This is a genomic window from Undibacterium paludis (assembly GCF_022568815.1).
Classification (GTDB): domain Bacteria; phylum Pseudomonadota; class Gammaproteobacteria; order Burkholderiales; family Burkholderiaceae_D; genus Undibacterium.
This window is the reverse complement of the sequence record NZ_JAKZHX010000001.1, coordinates 887,874-905,581: the sequence shown is the minus strand read 5'-3', so window position 1 is coordinate 905,581 and position 17,708 is coordinate 887,874. Positions and strand designations below refer to the sequence as shown.

15 protein-coding genes are annotated in these 17,708 nt (G+C 54.0%); 5 read left to right on the top strand and 10 right to left on the bottom strand.

The window, feature by feature from the left end; genetic code table 11:
* The first annotated feature begins 1 nt into the window (after position 1).
* Complete coding sequence (locus tag LZ463_RS04025; protein ID WP_241454082.1) at positions 2–1,783, top strand: ABC transporter substrate-binding protein; 1,782 nt, start codon at positions 2–4, stop codon at positions 1,781–1,783.
* A gap of 84 nt (positions 1,784–1,867) precedes the next feature.
* Here the strand turns inward: LZ463_RS04025 and LZ463_RS04020 are convergent, their stop codons facing one another.
* The 6 genes from LZ463_RS04020 to LZ463_RS03995 form a co-directional block, all read right to left on the bottom strand.
* A complete protein-coding gene (locus LZ463_RS04020; protein ID WP_241454079.1) occupies positions 1,868–2,173 on the bottom strand; it encodes an NIPSNAP family protein in 306 nt (101 codons plus the stop codon).
* A 79-nt stretch (positions 2,174–2,252) separates the two neighbouring features.
* A complete protein-coding gene (locus tag LZ463_RS04015) occupies positions 2,253–3,020 on the bottom strand; it encodes an SDR family oxidoreductase (protein ID WP_241454077.1) in 768 nt (255 codons plus the stop codon).
* Positions 3,021–3,174: 154 nt separating this feature from the next.
* Entirely contained in the window at positions 3,175–4,251 is a 1,077-nt protein-coding gene (locus tag LZ463_RS04010) for a TIGR00266 family protein (RefSeq protein ID WP_241454075.1), read from the bottom strand.
* A gap of 11 nt (positions 4,252–4,262) precedes the next feature.
* Positions 4,263–4,946: a TIGR00266 family protein gene (locus LZ463_RS04005; RefSeq protein WP_241454072.1), complete on the bottom strand. Its 684-nt coding sequence runs from the start codon at positions 4,944–4,946 to the stop codon at positions 4,263–4,265.
* 12 nt (positions 4,947–4,958) lie between these two features.
* On the bottom strand, positions 4,959–5,618 hold the full coding sequence (locus LZ463_RS04000; protein ID WP_241454068.1) for a TIGR00266 family protein: 660 nt from the start codon (positions 5,616–5,618) through the stop codon (positions 4,959–4,961).
* Between the two features lie 14 nt (positions 5,619–5,632).
* Positions 5,633–6,973: a M48 family metallopeptidase gene (locus LZ463_RS03995; RefSeq protein WP_241454067.1), complete on the bottom strand. Its 1,341-nt coding sequence runs from the start codon at positions 6,971–6,973 to the stop codon at positions 5,633–5,635.
* 207 nt (positions 6,974–7,180) lie between these two features.
* Here LZ463_RS03995 and LZ463_RS03990 point away from each other — a divergent pair, with 207 nt between their 5' ends.
* The 3 genes from LZ463_RS03990 (at position 7,181) to LZ463_RS03980 (ending at position 10,869) form a co-directional block, all read left to right on the top strand.
* Entirely contained in the window at positions 7,181–8,059 is an 879-nt protein-coding gene (locus LZ463_RS03990) for a LysR family transcriptional regulator (RefSeq protein WP_241454061.1), read from the top strand.
* A 239-nt stretch (positions 8,060–8,298) separates the two neighbouring features.
* Positions 8,299–10,593: a DEAD/DEAH box helicase gene (locus tag LZ463_RS03985; RefSeq protein ID WP_241454057.1), complete on the top strand. Its 2,295-nt coding sequence runs from the start codon at positions 8,299–8,301 to the stop codon at positions 10,591–10,593.
* A 96-nt stretch (positions 10,594–10,689) separates the two neighbouring features.
* Positions 10,690–10,869: a hypothetical protein gene (locus LZ463_RS03980; protein WP_241454056.1), complete on the top strand. Its 180-nt coding sequence runs from the start codon at positions 10,690–10,692 to the stop codon at positions 10,867–10,869.
* Positions 10,870–10,874: 5 nt separating this feature from the next.
* Here the strand turns inward: LZ463_RS03980 and LZ463_RS03975 are convergent, their stop codons facing one another.
* From LZ463_RS03975 to LZ463_RS03960, 4 genes are all read right to left on the bottom strand, one after another.
* Positions 10,875–13,079: a C1 family peptidase gene (locus tag LZ463_RS03975; RefSeq protein ID WP_241454053.1), complete on the bottom strand. Its 2,205-nt coding sequence runs from the start codon at positions 13,077–13,079 to the stop codon at positions 10,875–10,877.
* Positions 13,080–13,292: 213 nt separating this feature from the next.
* Positions 13,293–14,267, bottom strand: coding sequence for a foldase protein PrsA (locus LZ463_RS03970; RefSeq protein WP_241454051.1), 975 nt, complete (start codon positions 14,265–14,267; stop codon positions 13,293–13,295).
* A gap of 225 nt (positions 14,268–14,492) precedes the next feature.
* A complete protein-coding gene (locus tag LZ463_RS03965; protein WP_241454048.1) occupies positions 14,493–15,473 on the bottom strand; it encodes an SRPBCC family protein in 981 nt (326 codons plus the stop codon).
* A complete protein-coding gene (locus LZ463_RS03960; protein WP_241454044.1) occupies positions 15,460–15,804 on the bottom strand; it encodes an ArsR/SmtB family transcription factor in 345 nt (114 codons plus the stop codon). The genes LZ463_RS03965 and LZ463_RS03960 overlap by 14 nt, the downstream gene beginning before the upstream one ends.
* Positions 15,805–16,040: 236 nt before the next feature.
* On the opposite strand from LZ463_RS03960, the gene LZ463_RS03955 reads away from it, so the two are divergent.
* On the top strand, positions 16,041–17,705 hold the full coding sequence (locus tag LZ463_RS03955) for a M20/M25/M40 family metallo-hydrolase (protein ID WP_241454043.1): 1,665 nt from the start codon (positions 16,041–16,043) through the stop codon (positions 17,703–17,705).
* Positions 17,706–17,708: the final 3 nt, after the last annotated feature.

The window sequence follows — 17,708 nt, the reverse complement described above, 5'->3', positions numbered from 1 at the left end:
GATGAAGTCTACATTGGCTGTCGTGCTGGTGATGCTGGCCTGTGGCTCGAGCCTGCCCCTGCCCGTAATAGCAGCGGCGAAAGCAGACCCCAATAAAGTCCTGCACTTGTCCTTTGAGGCTGCCGACGATGGTTTTGACGCCATGCGTACCAACAGCACTTATTCAAACTGGGTGACAGACGCCATTTTTGAAGGACTGGTCACGTATGACTACCTGGCCCGCCCGGCAAGGCTGGTACCAAACACCATCGTCGCCATGCCGGAAATCAGCGATGGCGGCAAGACCATGACATTCCGTTTGAAGAAAGGGATTTATTTTGCACCAGACCCCGCCTTCAAGGGACAGCGCAGGGAATTGCTGGCCAGCGACTATGCCTATACGTTCAAGCGTTTGCTGGACCCGAATAACCGCTCGGTGCAGTCGCGTGTTCTGGAGGGCAAGGTCATCGGTCTGGATGAACTGGTAGCCGAGGCAAAAAAGTCCGGCAAGTTTGATTATGATAAACCAATAGCCGGGCTGGAGACCCCCGATCCCTATACCCTGATACTGCGCATGAAGGTGGTCGATCCCAGCCTGATTTACTACCTGGCCAAACCCCTGGGCGGTGCAGTCGCGCGTGAAGTGGTTGAGCACTATGGCGAAGCCGTCAACCAGCATCCTGTGGGCACCGGCGCCTATATGCTCAGGCAATATGTACCGCGCAGCAAGATCATCCTGGAGGCCAATCCTGAGTACCGTGGTTTCGTCTGGGACTTCAAGGGCACGGGCAGCGACTGGGACAAGCAGATCGTCAAGGACATGCAGGGCAAGCAGATGCCGCAAATCGGCAGGGTGGAAATTGCCATCATAGAAGAAGAGCAGTCACGCTGGCTGGCCTTTGATTCTGGTCAGCTTGATTTTGAAATGCTGGTACCTGCCGCTTCGGTGAAACTGCTGGAGAAAGGCAAGTTGAAACCTGAATTCGCCAACAAGGGTTTGCGTCTTTACCGCTTTGTCGACCCTGGCGTGACCCGCACTTATTTTAATTTTGAAGACCCGACCGTGGGCGGCTACGGCAAGGAAAAAATCGCCTTGCGGCGCGCCATCGCCCTGTCCTTCAACCATCAGGAAGAAATTGACCAGGTCTGGTTTGGCCAGGCTATCAAGGCGCAAGGCATGGTGCCACCCGATGTGATCGGGCATGATGCCGCCTACCGTAACAGCAATGCCTATGACCCGGTACTGGCAAACAAGCTGCTCGACAAATTCGGCTACAAGCGTGGCGCAGATGGTTTTCGCAGCATGCCTGATGGCTCGCCGCTGAAACTGCGCATCCATTCGGCGCCGAAGTCACGCGATTATGCACGCATGGAAATCTGGAAGCGTTCGCTCGACAAGATAGGTGTACGTGCAGAATTTCCGGTGGCTGGTTTTGCGGATAACCTGAAATCAGCTTACCAGTGCAAGCTCATGATGTTTGGCATGGGCTATACGGCAGATATCCCGGATGGCATGGATTTTCTGGAAGCCTATTACAGCAGCAATGCTTATCGGGGCAATAATGGTTGCTATAAATCAGCCGCCTTCGACGCTGCCTTTGACAAGGCGCGCCTGATGGAAAACGGACCTGAAAGGCAAAAGCTGTTCAATACCATGGAAAGAATCATGGAAGCCGATACCGTTCACAGCCTGGAACTGTGGCGCATACGCAATTGGCTGATACAGCCCTGGGTCAAGGGTTACAAGACCCATCCCATCATGCGCGGCGACTGGCGTTTTCTTGATGTGGAAAAGGGCAAGTAAGTGCTGGCACCGGTGTGCGTTGCGCATGCCGGTGTCAGACTGTCAGTTGAAACAGGGCTGCATTTCAACTGACTTCAACGGATTTCAACTGAATACCGGCCTGAAAAAACTTCGTTCATAACTGATGATGCATTTGGTGTCTTCGGCAAACTTGAAGGCCGCCTGGCAATCGGCATCGTCCATCATCTGGATACGGTATTGCTCATACGCTGCCAGGCTGGGGAAGCTGAACATGGCCAGCGCTACATTGTTGGCGCCTTCCGATGGCAGAAAATAACCATGATGCTGACCACCGAATTTGTTGACCAAGGGTATCCAGAGTTTGCCGTAATGCTCAAACTCTTTGAGCTTGCTGGCGTCGATGATGTAGCGCAGGTAGCAGGTAACCATATTGTTTCTATGCCTCAGAGTGTAAGATGATCAGGAGTGCTCATCTTACACGCCCGGTGAACTACCTGCAGGATTGGGATTACACCTGGGTCAGGCCACCATCGACACTGAGTTCAACGCCATTGATGTAGCTGGCTGCTTTTGACGCGAGAAAGAGCACCGGTGCGGCAATTTCATCGGGATGCGCCATGCGGCCAATAGGTGCAGCACCTGCCAGGTAGGCTGAAAAATTGGCGATATCCTGCTCGCTCATGCCCAGACCGTTTTCCATGATGGGGGTACGGGTGACGCCGGGACTGACGGCATTCACGCGGATCTTGCGGTCTTTCAAATCGGTTGCCCAGCTACGTGCAAAAGAGCGCACTGCTGCCTTGGAAGCATTGTACAGACTGAGATTGGCCATCCCCAGGCTGGCAGCGATGGAGGCATTCAGCACCACGCTTGCACCATCGTTCAACAGGGGCAGCAGGGTTTGCACAGTGAAGAACAGGCCTTTGACATTGGTGTCGAAAATATTGCCATATTCATTGTCGGCGGTGTGGCCAAACTGGTTGCGAATGGCAATACCGGCATTGGCGAACAGGACATCGAGCTTGTCGCCACGGACCTGTATGTCATTGTGCAGTCTGTTCAGGTCTGCCTGGTTTGCCACGTCGGCGACGATGGCGACAGCTTTATTGCCGAGTTCTTCGCGTGCCTGATCGAGTTTGGCCGCAGAGCGTCCGGTGATGTAGACGCGCTTTGCACCGGCGGCAATAAAGGCACGGGCGCTGGCCAGGCCTATGCCGGATGATCCGCCGGTAATCAGGATGATCTGGTCATTGAATTGATGTGCAGGTACTGACATGGTCTTTCCTTGGTAGTGTTGGAAAGGTCAGTATGGCGAAATCGGATTGCTGCAACAATCCGGTTAATGCTCATGATATTGCTGAATAGATTTCAGTAATGAGGCGAGACCGCCACCTGGCTTCCATACGCCGGTGGCGGCTGCGCAGGTGTCGCTATTCCTTGGCCGGACGATATTGTCTTGCCCAACCAGCAAATGCGCCAACGCTGCGGGTTTGTATCCACAGCTTGCCTTCGCCCTTGAAGCGGCAGACAAAACCTTCGCCGGAGAAGAATAATGATTTGTAGCCGCCTACCTTGCTGATGCTGTATTCCAACCCTTCGGTAAAGGCAACGATATTGCCGGTATCGACGACATAACCATCCTTGACGTCAATTTCTATGATGGCGCCGTAACTGTTGAGCCACAGGTCGCCTTCGCCGGATGCACGGATCAGGAACAGGCTTTCACCTGAGAAGAAACCCTTGGTAAAGCCTTGCCATTTGGTTTCTATGGTGATGTCAGGTGTGCTGGCCACAAAAGCACCGCTTTGCAGGTACAGGACTTCGCCACGCAGGTGACGATGGATCAGGTCGCCAGGTGTGGCCGGGGCGATGCCGATTTCGCCTGGGCCGCCTTCTGCCGTAAATTCGTTGAGGAAGAGGTTTTCACCTGACAGCATGCGCGAGATGCCGCCCTTCATCTTGGTTTTCATGACCAGGTTGGTATCCATGGTTGCCATGGCGCTGGCTTCCACTTTCAGCATTTGTCCGGCTGGCAGTTTGACGGTCAGAAAGGCAAAGTCCGGGCGGCCGTCGACCTTGAATTCCAGGCCGTCAAACTTGTCCGGTGCAGTCGTGACAGCCAGGATTTTACTGCTTGATGTCTTGGGCATATCGGTATCTGCTACGACCGGGGTTGTCGCTTTGACAGTGACTGGCGCGGTTGCAACAGCAGGGGCTGCAGTTGCCGGCACCGGTGGCGGCGCGACCGTATTTTCAAGTGGCTGGGCGGCGGCTTCGTTGTTTTTCAACTGCACTTTCAGGCCGGCTTTTTCTATGGTTTGCTGGTATTTCTCTGCAGTTGCTGCGTCCAGGCCGCGCTTGATGATACGCGGTGCCGTGTTCAGCAATTGCTGTGCCTGTTCATTCGACAGCTTGAACATTTTTTCTATCGCTGCACAGGCCTGTTCGAAATTGATGCTGTCGCTGAGCTCGCCAGTGAGAACGACGTCTATTGTAGGATTATTCATGTCTGTCCTTATTATTTGCTGCCGGCCTTGAGATTCGGCCCCAGCAGGCTGCCGAAACTGCTTTCATTGTGCGACTGGCACCAGACAGTTCCCTTGCCAGAGAATTTGCACACCAGGCCTTCGCCGCCCAGTATCGATTGCAACCAGCTCTTGCCTGCCTTGGTAATCGAGAAGTTCAGGGTTTCGCTGAAGGCGACGATATGGCCGGTATCGACGATGTAGTCGCCATCAATCTCTATGGGATATATGGCGCCAAAAGAGGACAGCACAGCCGTACCCCGGCCTTTGAGTTTGAGCCAGAATATGCTTTCGCCGGATAGGATGGATTTGAAACCCTGCCAGCCCAGATCGACTTCTATACCTTCGTCGCAAGCCAGGAAAGAACCGCCCTGGACGATCAGGTTATCGTTGTTGAGTGGCAGCACCACCATGTCACCGGCCAGGTCGGTACCGAGCCAGACTTCACCGGGTGTATCCTGCGGCTCAAAGTGATTAAGGAACAGGGACTCACCACCGAGCAGGCGTTTGGCAGCCTTGAACAGGGAGCCGCTCTGTTTTTTATGGGTGGTGGTCGTGATTTGCATATTGCTGCTCATGGCCAGCATGGCGCCGGATTCGGCTGTGCATACTTCGCCGGGACGCAGGCTGACCTTGGCAGCGGTATTGCCGGGCTGATTGACTAATTCTACGTGCATGATTGCGTCCTGTTACAGTTTGGGATTGAGCCAGTCGGCCAGGCTGGAGATGCTGCGCGTCTGTATGACGATCTTGCCCTTGCCACTGATGCGCGTCACCAGTCCCTCACCACCAAAAAAGCTGGAAAACAGGCCGCCGGCCAGTTGCAGGTTCAGACGCAGGGAAGGATCATAAGCAACCAGGTGGCTGGTGTCGACGATGTATTCACCATTCACTTCTTTTTCCAGCAAGGCGCCGTAGGCACCAAACCAGACCTTGCCGTTACCGCTGACCTTGATGCGGAACAGGCCTTCCCGCGCTATCCATGAGGCAAAACCGGCAAAGCCCAGGCCGATCTTGACGCCTTCTTCACAGGCCAGGAAGGCGCCGGGCTGCATGTAATAGACTTCATCACGCAATTCCTTGCAGAGGATTTCACCTGGCGTAGGTTGCACGATGGTGATGCGGCGTGGTGCCGATGTGGCGTTCTTGAAGCGGCTGATGAACAGCGATTCGCCACCGAGATATTTGCGCAAGAGACCGCTGATCAGGCCGCCATTGAAGTGGGCTGTCAAATCCAGGTTGGCGTCCATGCTGGACATGGCGTCAGGTTCGGTCAATAAGCTTTCGCCCGGTTCGAGCTCAAGCTCGACATAGGAAAAAGCATGTCCACCTTTAATGTTTGCTTTCACTACGATTCTCCTTTTTATTGTTGCGACGATGTGACTGCTGATGCAGGTGGTACTTCAGATGAGGTTTCAGATTTTGGGGACGATTTTGGCACAGTGGCGACAAATTTCTTCACGGCTTCCTGCAAAGTCTTGAAAGCCGCGTCCTGATCGATGTATGGTCCCTGGGATCTGGCTATCAGATGGCGTAAATTCGCCATGCGTTTTTCACTGGCCGGATGCGTACTGAGCAAGCCCATGGCGTTCTTGTAGGCTTCTCGTGCCTGTTTGTTCTCTATCTTTTCCAGCACGGCTTTTTCTTCGGCAATCATGCGCTCAAAGAAATGTGGCAAGCCTTCAGGATTGATTTTTGCACGCTGTAGCAGCACCACCGCCTTTTCATCGGCGTCGCTTTCGAAATGTCTTGAATATTGCTGGCTCAGGAGCATGGGGCCGGCGCTGCCTATCGTTGCCAGCAAGCCGCTGACGTCACCGAATACCGCGCTGGCCACCAGGTAAATACCGGTGTTGCTGATGATGCTGCGCACACCATGTCTTTGTTCCACATGGCTGCATTCATGCGCGAGTACACCGAGCAATTCTTCGGCGCTGCCCGCCTTCAGGATGAGGCCGGAATTGATGGTGACATAGCCGCCCGGCAGGGCAAAGGCATTCGTCGTGCTGTCATTGACGATGCTGATGGTGTAGCGATAAGGTGAATCGGGGATCGCCTGCAGCAGTGGGGTGGTCAGAGGCTTGAGCAAGGCTTCTGCTTCAGCCTGGGGCATTTTTTTGTCAGTCAGGTCCTGTTGTGCCGCCACGCTGGCGCCGAGTTTGGTTTCCCATGATACCGGCACCTGGCGCGCTGCATAGACGGACAGATGATCCATGTTCCAGATCATTCCCAGAGGCAGGGCGACCAGCAACAATGTCATGCCTGTCAGTACTGCCCACCCCATCCTGCGCTTGCCATGCGCTTTGGAAATTTGTTGCGCACATTCCGGGTGAGCCCGCAAGACCGGGTTTTTCAGTATGCTCAGGTCGCTGGTATACAAGGCCAGATCAGGATGATGCGGATGCCGGATGAAGACCAGTTTGTTTGCCGCGCCACCAAGACTCAGTTCCAGGCGGGCAAATGGCAGGGTGCCGACAAGGGGGCCAACGCGATAGCTGAGACCGGATTGTGCCAGGCTCAGTTCACCGGCGTCCCTGCCGCCCGGCAAGGACGCATGGAAGGCATGACATGAATAATTGCTTGTTGCAAACGCGCTGGAGTCCATCGCTTCCTTGTTGATATTGGCACTGAAATTGGTACTGAAATAATAATTGCCAGTTCCGGCATACCGCGAAGTCGCTCGAAAACAAGCTGGCATTGCCATGATCAGCTAGGCACCTTGATTTTGCGATAATTTTTTAGTGTGCAGAAACATGGAATGCGTACTGGCGGCGACAGGATTATAAATCATGGTTCAGGACTTTCTGATCATGTTTACCGGGCATGTTTGCCTGTGGCAAGTTTCTGCTGATTGACTCGATACAGGTATGTGGCAATATAGTGTTTCTGATTTATTGAGAATTTTTCATTAATGGCTACAGACCTCAATGACTTGCTGGCTTTTTCCAAGGTTGCCCATTACCGCAGTTTTCGCCGTGCTGCGCAGGAATTGCAGGTAACTGCATCTGCGCTCAGCCATACGATCAGCAAGATGGAGCAGGCTCTGGGCATGCGCCTGCTGCAACGTACGACACGCAGCGTCAGTCCCAGCCCTGCCGGAGAAAAATTGCTGCAAAGCCTGCAACCGGCCCTGCATGAAATCGAGTCTGCGCTGGAAAGCCTGAACGAACTCAGGGATAAACCCGTTGGACGCCTGCGTCTGAATGTGCCGCGTCCGGCAGCACAACTGCTGCTGGCCCCGATGATGGCAGCCTGGCAGGCTACCTACCCGGAGGTGGAACTTGAAATTGTCAGCAGCGATGCCTTGATCGATATCGTCGAGCAAGGTTTTGATGCCGGCCTGCGTTTTGGCGAAAGCCTGCAACAGGATATGGTTGCCGTGCCGGTGGGACCGGAAGTGCGTTTCGTGACCTGCGCCAGCCCCGCTTACCTGGCTGCGCATGGCCTGCCGCAGACGCCGCATGATTTATTGCAGCATCAATGCATACAGTTCCGTTTCCCCAGTGGTCTCAGGTATCGCTGGGAATATCAACGTGGTCAGGAAAAATTGCAGGTTGCCACGACGGGCACACTGGTTTTTGATGATTTTTATGTCGCCACCAGGGCTGCAGCTGATGGTGCCGGTATCTGTTATACCTACTGTGGTTATGCCGAAGAGCTGGTGCGACAGGGGCGTCTGCAATATGTGCTGGATGACTGGTGGCCTGCACCAGAACGCTCTTACCTGTATTACTCCAGCAGGCGACATCAGTCGGCTGCCTTGCGGGCCCTGATTGATTTTTTAAAATAAGAGCCTGTTTTATTGTTACGGTGGCTGCTTGCATTAATGGAAATTATTTATAAATATACTGACAACGGCAAAGCAAAACAACGCAAAACAACGCAATACAACGCAATAGTTGACGGGTTTATACGGGCAATATGATGCCTGATGGCAGGAATTTCCCCTGACTTACCCTCAGAAGAGTAAACTAGAGGGATAACCATCCTGTCGCATCCTGCGATACGAGCGAACGAGCGAGCATCGCCATGTCAGAAAACAAACCCCCGATTTCCTTTGAAGACCTGCAATTGAGTGCACCTATCATGCGTGCCTTGCAGGATGTCGGCTATGAAACCCCGTCACCGATACAGGCGGCAACCATCCCTATTTTGCAGTCTGGCCGTGACGTGCTGGGCCAGGCCCAGACCGGTACCGGCAAGACAGCCTCCTTTGCCTTGCCGATACTGTCGCGCCTGGACATACGCCAGACCACGCCGCAAGCCCTGGTGCTGGCGCCAACGCGTGAACTGGCGATACAGGTCGCTGAAGCTTTCCAGACTTATGCCCGGCATATTCCTGGTTTTCATGTGCTACCTATTTATGGTGGCCAAAGCTACGGGCCACAGCTCTCGGCCTTGCGCCGGGGAGTGCATGTGGTTGTAGGCACGCCTGGCCGTGTCATTGATCACCTGGACAAGGGTTCACTCGACTTGTCCGAACTCAAGACCCTGGTGCTTGATGAGGCCGATGAAATGCTGCGCATGGGTTTTATCGACGACGTAGAACGGATATTGCAGGAGACACCAGAGAGTCGCCAGACGGCCCTGTTCTCGGCCACCATGCCATCGGCCATCAAGCGCATCGCCCAGACTTACCTGAACAAACCGGCTGAAGTCACGATTGCCGCCAAGACCGGTACTGCTGACAATATCCGCCAGCGTTACTGGCTGGTCAGCGGCATGCACAAGCTTGACGCTCTGACCCGCATACTGGAGGCGGAAGCGTTTGACGGCATGATCATCTTTGCCCGCACCAAGCTCGGTACCGAAGAGCTGGCTGCCAAGCTTGACGCCAGAGGCTTTTCGGTGGCCGCCATCAATGGCGACATCAACCAGCAGCAGCGTGAGCGCACTATCCAGCAATTAAAGGATGGCAAGATCGATATCCTGGTCGCGACCGATGTGGCTGCCCGTGGCCTGGACGTGGAGCGCATCAGCCACGTCATCAATTACGACGTGCCTTATGATCCGGAGAGTTATACTCATCGCATAGGCCGTACCGGCCGTGCTGGCCGCAGCGGTGAAGCGATCCTGTTCATCACGCCACGCGAAAAGAATTTGCTCAAGGCGATAGAAAGAGCCACACGTCAGCCGGTGTCACCGCTGGAATTGCCCAGCATACAGACAGTCAACAATGTCCGTATTGCCCGCTTCAAGGACCAGATATCAGCGACGCTGGCGCAAGGCGGCCTGGAAGAATTTACCTCTCTCATCGAAGATTTTGAACGCGAGCAAAATATCCCCGCCGTCGAGATTGCTGCCGCACTGGCCAAGATGGCGCGCGGTGATGAGCCCTTGCTGCTCGACAAGAACCGCAAGGAAAGCCGTACCGATGACAGCTGGCGCGATGAACGGCCTGCGCGCGCTGATCGTGGTGAGCGCTTTGAGCGCGGTGACCGCGGTGAGAGGTCAGAGCGCGGTCCGCGTCGTGAGCATAGTCCGCGTACAGCTGAACCTGGCATGCAGACCTTCCGTATTGCCGTTGGTCACGACCATGGTGTCAAGCCTGGCAATATCGTCGGCGCGATAGCCAATGAAGCCAACATAGAATCGAAATACATAGGCCGTATCGACATCTATGATGACTACACCATACTTGACCTGCCTGACGATTTGCCGGGTGATATGCTCGATCACCTGAAGTCTGTCAGGGTGGCTGGCCAGGCATTGCGCATCACTGCAGAAAAAGGCCAGGGTGGTAGCGTCGCCCTAGCCAAACCGGCTGCTCGTGCGGTACGTGAAGAAACGCCGCGCGAGCGCGCGCCACGGATTGCGGATGTTGCCCCGGCCAGCAAGCTGAACCAGGTGGTTGACCGCGCTGCACGTGCCCCGCTGGAAGATGAACGTCCGGCTAAACCCAAAAAAGACAAGGCAGACGGCAAGGGCAAGGTCAGCATCCCCATGCAGACTTACCGCATAGAGGTTGGCAAGGAACATGCAGTTACGCCCAGCCAGATTGTCGGTGCGATTGCCAATGAAGCCGGTCTGGAAGCCAGATATATAGGCCGTATTGATATCTTCGACAGCTACAGTACCCTGGACCTGCCCGATGGCATGCCCAAGGAGTTGCTCAAGCAATTGAAGAATGTCTGGGTCGCCAACAGGCAGATACAGATCAGTCCGGTGGAAGAGGGCCATGTACGCAAACCGGCACCAGCCACGCCCCCGCCTTTCGGCCCCAAAAAAGCCGGTGGCGACAGGCGTGTGCAGGAAAAGGCCGCAGGCAAACGCCCCGGCAAGGACGACAAGGCCAAGCCGCATCGTAAAGGCCCCAGGGCTTGACAATCTTGTCAGTCATCAGTGAATAGCTGATCAGAAGAAACAACAAAAAGCCCCGTACTGGAAACGGGGCTTTTTGTTGTCCAGGAGAGTAAAGAAATGCCTGTAAACTACATTGCTTACCGGCGACAAGAAGACCATCAAGGCTGCTCAGCAAATCGCATTGCGACCTTGGGAATACAAATTATTATTCAAATAGCCGAGCTGGAATTTTTTCACAAGTCTTGCAAAAAAAGCGCCATGTCACTGGCGCTTCATGCGTACCAGTTGCTTGCCTGAGTGCTTCAATAGTCGAGATTTTCTATCTTGACCTGTAGTGCATCTGCATTGGCATGCCCTAGTATTCTTGCCAGTGTGTCTGACACCACCTTGACGTCATTGTCAAAGGAACCATGGGCTGTCGGTATCATGCGCGGGCCGGTGCTGACATGGCTGTCGTTGATGATGTGCAGCGTGGTCTTTTGCTGATCGCTCAGCCCTTCGCCTGTTGCAGCAAAATCCCTGGGCTGTTTGCTGCCCCAGTAAAACTTGTTCCAGCTTTGCAGGCGGGCGATGCAGGCCTGATTCCAGGCATCGTCCTGGCTGCCTTCTGCACTAAAGCTGGCTGCATCAAGGCTTTTTGCCATGCCCAGCAAAGGAGTTTTGTGGCGAGTCTCAAAGGCACGGGCAACCAGATAGAGCAGGGACTTGTGATAAATGCCGGCGACATTGTCATCACGTTCGCGCGCATCCGACATCAGGTGGATGTGGAAGTTTTCTCGTTTCAGTATGTTTTGCTCCATGGCCGGGCGGTAACTGCTTTCAGCAAACTCAATGGTGCAGGCCGGGGCATACAGGCTGCAACTGGCGACGGCCAGGCTTCGTTCGCGCAGGAGGTTCAGCAAATGCCCATGTACGATGGAACCGGCAGAATGCCCTATCAGGTGAATTTCCAGTCTGTTGCCAAGTGCCTGCTGCAAATCCTGCAGGCGGTCTGCTATTGTCAACAAGCCACGCGCAGGATCCCCCTCTTCTGTCGCCATGGCGGCGTTCTGCTTCATCTGCACCCACTGCGCCTTGCCGCCTAAGGCTTCAGCTAGATTCTCTACCGTGCGGTCCAGTGCGTCCATCGTCTGGTTCTTGAGCTTGTCCAGCCAGTCGCCAGACAAGCCGGCGCCAGGCAGGTAGGTGCTGAGCTTGTCTTTCAGGATATCGCCCAGAGTTTCAGCAAGGCCGGTCTTCCAGGTGATAAATACAGGGTAAATGCCATTTGCCAGGAAATATGGCGCTAAAGCGGCAATACGCTTGAGTGAGGCATCTTCGCTGTTCAAGCCACCATGCGCGTACAGGGCCAGTTTCAGCACGCCGTTTTTGTCATGCTGCTTCAGCCAGGCTTGTGGCGCCTGCAGCAAGACTTTTTCCACTGTTGCTTCGGCATCGGCAACCTCCACCAGTCTCTGTATCAGGCCGCCGTCATTGCCCATGACGACCGTCAGGCCATACGCCTGATTCATGTTCAGGCTGGGTTGTCCTGTCTTCACCCGGGTCTGGGTAGCGTCTGGTGTCAAGGCGGAGCCACTGACCTTGACTGCGCCTGCTCCGGGTATGTCTGCCTGGGGGGCTAGCTGGTTCTGGTTGCGCGTATGCCTGAGTGCATCGTCATAACGAACTGGTGCACCCAGTGACACGGTCCAGGCATCACTGCCGTTGATCAGCCAGTCGTCGTAGGTCAGCACGGCAAAGCCTTGCAGTCCCCACTCCTTGCCCCAGGAGTTTTGCACGATAAAGCCCTGGTCCGTATAGCCGACCAGGGCAAAGGCATGTCCGCCGGTGATATCGGTCGTCCAGGGGATTACAGGCAATTGTTCGAGATTGCTCAGGTTTGCAGTTTTTTTCGTTTTATCATTGACACTGAGCGCCCAGCCCTGATGTATCTTGCAAGATACATAGATGCCGCCAATTTCCAGTATGGCAGCCTGCATGTCGGTGACCGAGTCTTTGTCTATGCGGTAGTAAGTGCCGAGAATACGGCTCAGCGCGTCGGTTTGCCAACCTGGCTTGGGCGCCTCAAATGGCAGGGCCTGGTCATTTTTATCGACGGTATAGGGCCATAACGCGCGGCTGCACACGCCGTGTTTGTGCCAGCCTTTCAGGGCGCCGCGACAACTGGAACCCAGATAGTCTTCACCCGGCCACTCATCATAAATTTGCGCCAGGTGGTAAATCATGCGTGGACTGCTTTCCTTGTCGCTGCCATCACGCAACCAGAACAGGTAATTGATCAGTGCTGCCAGGCCAAACCCGGTACAGGCACCGTCCGAACCTTGATTCAGGACCATGCCAGCCTTGAAATATTTGCTGAAATATTTGTCGATGAATGCGGCATCGGGGAAACTGGGCAAGATATTGCACACCCTGGGGTTGTATGGGCGATCGCGAATATCAAGCCGGTCCGGCCTGGCATCGAGCGCCAGTTCACTGCCATTGAAGGGAAAGGTCTGAGTGGGCATGCTTGCCTCCAGTAAAAAAATTTCCTGGCAGAATCGCCTGAATGTCGGTGGTCTTTGGTTAACTTATTTGCAATAGTAGTGTCCCAGAAAATGTATCATTTGGCAATGATTTTCGGGGATATTTGTGGCAGGAGAGGTCAGGTATGGTCCATGCCAGATGGCATGGACCAGGGAAGATAGTCAGGTCAGGCATGACTATCTGAGGGGGAGTGATTACTTCTTGGCAGCGTCAGCAGAAGCAGATGCAGATGCGGAAGCAGATGCAGGATTAATAGGCGTGAGAGTCAATGGCGTGCCGTTGGCTGCAGGGGCAGATGCCGGGGCAGGTGCAGCCTTGATTTCTATCTTGGCTTTGGCTTTCATGTCATCGAGCATCTTCTTCAGGTTTTTCTGTTGCAGTTGCTGAGTCAGGCCGGCCTTGATTTCTTCCAGTGGCGGGATGACCATAGGGCGGGAATCTTCGAGCAGGATGACATGATAACCGTAGTTGGATTTCACCGGTTCTTCAGTGAACTTGCCTTTTTCCAGCTTGGCAACGGCGTCACCAAATTCTGCCACCATGCCTTTGGGATTGAACCAGCCCAGGTCGCCGCCATTGGCTTTGGAGCCTGGGTCCATGGATTTGGCTTTAGCCAGGCCTTCAAAGGATTTGATATCTTTCTTGATCTTGGCGATGATGTCCTTGGCGTCGCTTTCTTTTTCCACCAGGATATGGCGTGCCTTGTATTCTGTGCCGCCGTTTTTGGACTTGAAGTCTTCGTATTCTGCCTTCAGTGCCTCGTCAGTGACGGTTGCTGTCTTGATGTAATCCTTGACGTAAGCATTGGCCAATATGGATTGACGCGACATTTCCAACTGGTCTACTACGTCTGGTTTTTTATCCAGACCCTTGGTTTCGGCTTCTTTGGCAACCATGATTTGCATGGCCAGATTGTCGATCACCATCTTGCGTGTTTCTGGCGTGTCAGGCATGCCCTGGCCGGCCTGCTGCTGCATGATCTGGTCCAGTTGCTTCTTGCTGATTGCCGTACCATTCACGGTTGCTGCGACTTCGCTGCTGCTGGCCGTGGCGGAAGCAGATGCGGATGCGCTTGCCGAAGCAGCTTTGTCAGCATTTTTATCATTACAGGCGCTAAGTACCAACAGGGCAAGCGCACTACCCAAAACTGCACGGGATTTCATTGACATACAAGTTCCTTCAATATTGAGCTGACTGTGCAGCAAGTACCATTAAAAGTGCATGCAGAGCATACAAGGATTTAAAAAATGACGCTGAATTCTACTCGCGAATCCACCTGCTTAGCTAGTTATTCACTTTTACTTACCAATTTCCCTACAGCTTGATGGGTATATTGCTGACAAAAATCTGTCCCGACACCTGTTGCAACGCGTGGCTGGACTCTTTTTGGTGAGTCAGCCTGCCTGCATTTCTGACAGATAAATGTCCAGTTTATCAATGGTGCCAGCCCAGCCCTGATTCATGTCAGCATGTGCTGCATTGAAGGTGGCAATTTCTTTTTCTGTCGCATTGTCCAGCAAAGCCCAGCGTATGGTCAGCAAACAACCTTCGGCATGGTCTTCGAAGCTGAAAGTCGATGAAAGTTCCAGTGGCCAGTCCGGGTCCATGGGATTGCGAGCCAGGTTACCTGCTTCATCGGCAAAGCTGTGCAGGAAAATCAGTTTCTCTGCGGGAACGATATGCTGGTAAGCGAATTTACCCCACATGGTGAAACCGCCAGGCATGCGCATGCCAAAGTGGTAGCTGCCGCCCGGGCGCAATTCCATGCTGGTGCCAAACAGCTGGCAGCCCGCCGGACCCCACCACCTGGCCATGTGCTCCTGCTCGGTAAAGGCGGCATAGACCAGGCTGCGCGGTGCTTTCAGTACGCGTGAAATGACAAAATCCTTGCTGCCTGTCGCTTCCATTGGTGTATTTGAGTCTGCCAGATGGGCGCCCAGGCGCGCCAGGGTCTGGTGCCCCCCCTGTATTGCCCCATACTGCCTGACCACCATGTTTCTGGCATCTGCCGTAGGGAAAAGCATGCGTATGGTCACGCGGGTTTGCCCGTTTTCTTCGGTAAAGGTCCAGGTAGCCGTGAACTGGTCGACATTGTCGGCATGATCGCCATGCCGGAAGACGATGCGCTCGGGACGGGTGACTTCGGTAAACACACTGTAATTCGGGTAATCCGTGCCATCTGGCCCGTGCATGACATGTTTCCAGATACCGCCAGGGCGTACATCCATGACCTCAGTGGTTGTGGTGAAACCATCCGGCCCCCACCATTGACCGATGTGTTCAGGATTGGTGAACGTATTCCATACCAGTTCGCGCGGGGCATTGAGCAAACGGCTGATCAGTATTTCACGGTCAGCATGATTATTTGGACTCATGTTTGTTCTCCTGTTGTAAGTCTTGAAGGTAAATTTCCAGCCTGTCCAGGCTTTGTTCCCAGAATTGGCGATACTGCTCTACCCAGTTCGATGCTTCTTTCAGCGGGCTTGCCTGCAACTGGCAGGGGCGCCACTGGGCATTGCGGCTGCGGCTGATCAGGCCGGCTTTTTCCAACACTTTCAGATGCTTGGTGACGGCTGGCAGACTGATATCAAATGGCGCAGCCAGTTCCAAGACTGAGCTTTCACCCGTTGCCAGTCTGGCCAGTATGGCGCGACGGGTAGGGTCGGCCAGTGCTGCAAAAGTCATGCTGAGGGGGTCTTGAGACATATGCGCTCTTTTTTATTTAACCAATGGGTAAAATAAGACAGATGCTTGTTGAAGTCAAATGTAATTACTGCATTTTTTTCGATGTATTTCCTTTTACTTTCAGGAAAAATTTGTAACTTGGGGCAAAGCTGTGGAACAAAATATAAATGCTTAACTCAAAGCAATGCTGCCAAACTGGCAAAAACAGCAATAAAAACCGTATCCACCATCGTTGACGACCCCACAGGAGACACCTAATGCGTTTGCTTCACGTTTTACTGGGTACTGCCTTTATCACAGGCAGCTTTACCGGCCCCCTTGCTTACTCAGCAACGACGGGCGAAGAAAAAGTCGACCTCGACATCATCACCAAACTCCGTGATGAAGCCATGAACCGTTCCAAGGCGCAGGAAATTTTTGCTGTTCTGACCGATGAAATTGGTCCGCGCCTGACCGGCTCGCCTGCACTACGCAAAGCCGGCGAGTGGAGTCGAAGCAAATTTAGTGAGTGGGGCATGCAAAATATCCACAGCGAAAGCTTTGCCCCGTTTGGCCGTGGCTGGACGCTGGAAAAAACGACTTTGCGCATGATTACACCTGCCCAGGTTGACCTGTACGCGATCCCCAAAGCCTGGACACCGGGCACGGACGGGCTGCAACGCGGCAAACTGGTGATTGCCAGGATGACGGCAGATGAAGACCTGGTCAAATGGAAGGGCAAGCTGGCCGGTACAATCGTCCTGCTTGATGAACCATTGCCCATCAAGCCGCACATGAAAGCCGACGCGCATCGTTACTCGCATGAAGAACTTGATGAATTGAGCAAGATCGATTTTGAAGCAGCACCGAATCGTCGCGGCGACTTGCAGACTTACCTGAAAAAACTGGCTTTCGGCAAGAAGCTGCGTGCTTTTCTGGCGGAAGAAAAAGTGCTGGCAGCCCTCAATGTGACGCGTGGCGAAGACGGCACGATTTTCGTGCAGGAAGGTGGGTCTTACAAGAAAGATGAAGTGACAGGGCCGCCCAATCTGGTCGTTGCCAGCGAAACCTATAACCGCCTGTACCGTCTGGTGGAAAAGAAAAAACCGGTGGAACTGGAAATTGATGTGAAAGCCCGCTTCAATGACGAAGACCCGGAAGCGGCCGTCAACGTCCTGGCAGAAATCCCCGGCACGGACAAGAAAGACGAAATCGTCATGCTCGGCGCCCATCTCGATTCATGGCATGGCGGCACAGGTGCAACCGACAATGCAGCCGGTGTCGCCATGGTGATGGAAGCGGTACGCCTGCTGAAGGTAACCGGCTTCAAGCCGCGCCGCACCATACGTATTGCCCTGTGGGGTGGGGAAGAGCAGGGGCTGCTCGGCTCCCGAGCCTATGTCAACAAATGGATAGCGTCGCGGCCCGAACCGACTGACCCCAAGGAACTGGAATTGCCGGTCTTTGCCCGCAAACAGACCGGTCCTATGAGCATCAAGCCCATGCACGGCAAAATCTCTGCCTACTTCAATCTTGACAATGGCGGCGGCAAAATCCGTGGCGTCTATGCAGAGAACAATGCCACCGTGAAACCGATTTTTGACGCCTGGCTGGCGCCTTTCCAGGATGTAGGTGCGACTACGACCACCTTGCGCAAGACGGACAGTACCGACCATGTCAGCTTTGACCGTGTCGGTGTGCCCGGTTTCCAGTTCATTCAGGATGACATGGACTACTTTACCCGCACGCACCATTCCAGTATGGACGTGTATGACAAAGTACAAAAAAACGACTTGATGCAGGCGTCTATGATTCTGGCCAGCTTTGTTGCCCATACAGCCAATCGCAACGACATGCTGCCACGCAAACCTTTGCCCAAAGACCCGACCCCGGAAGAGAAGAAGGAAGAAGAGAAGAAAGAGGCTGAAGCGACAGCCAAGTAAAGC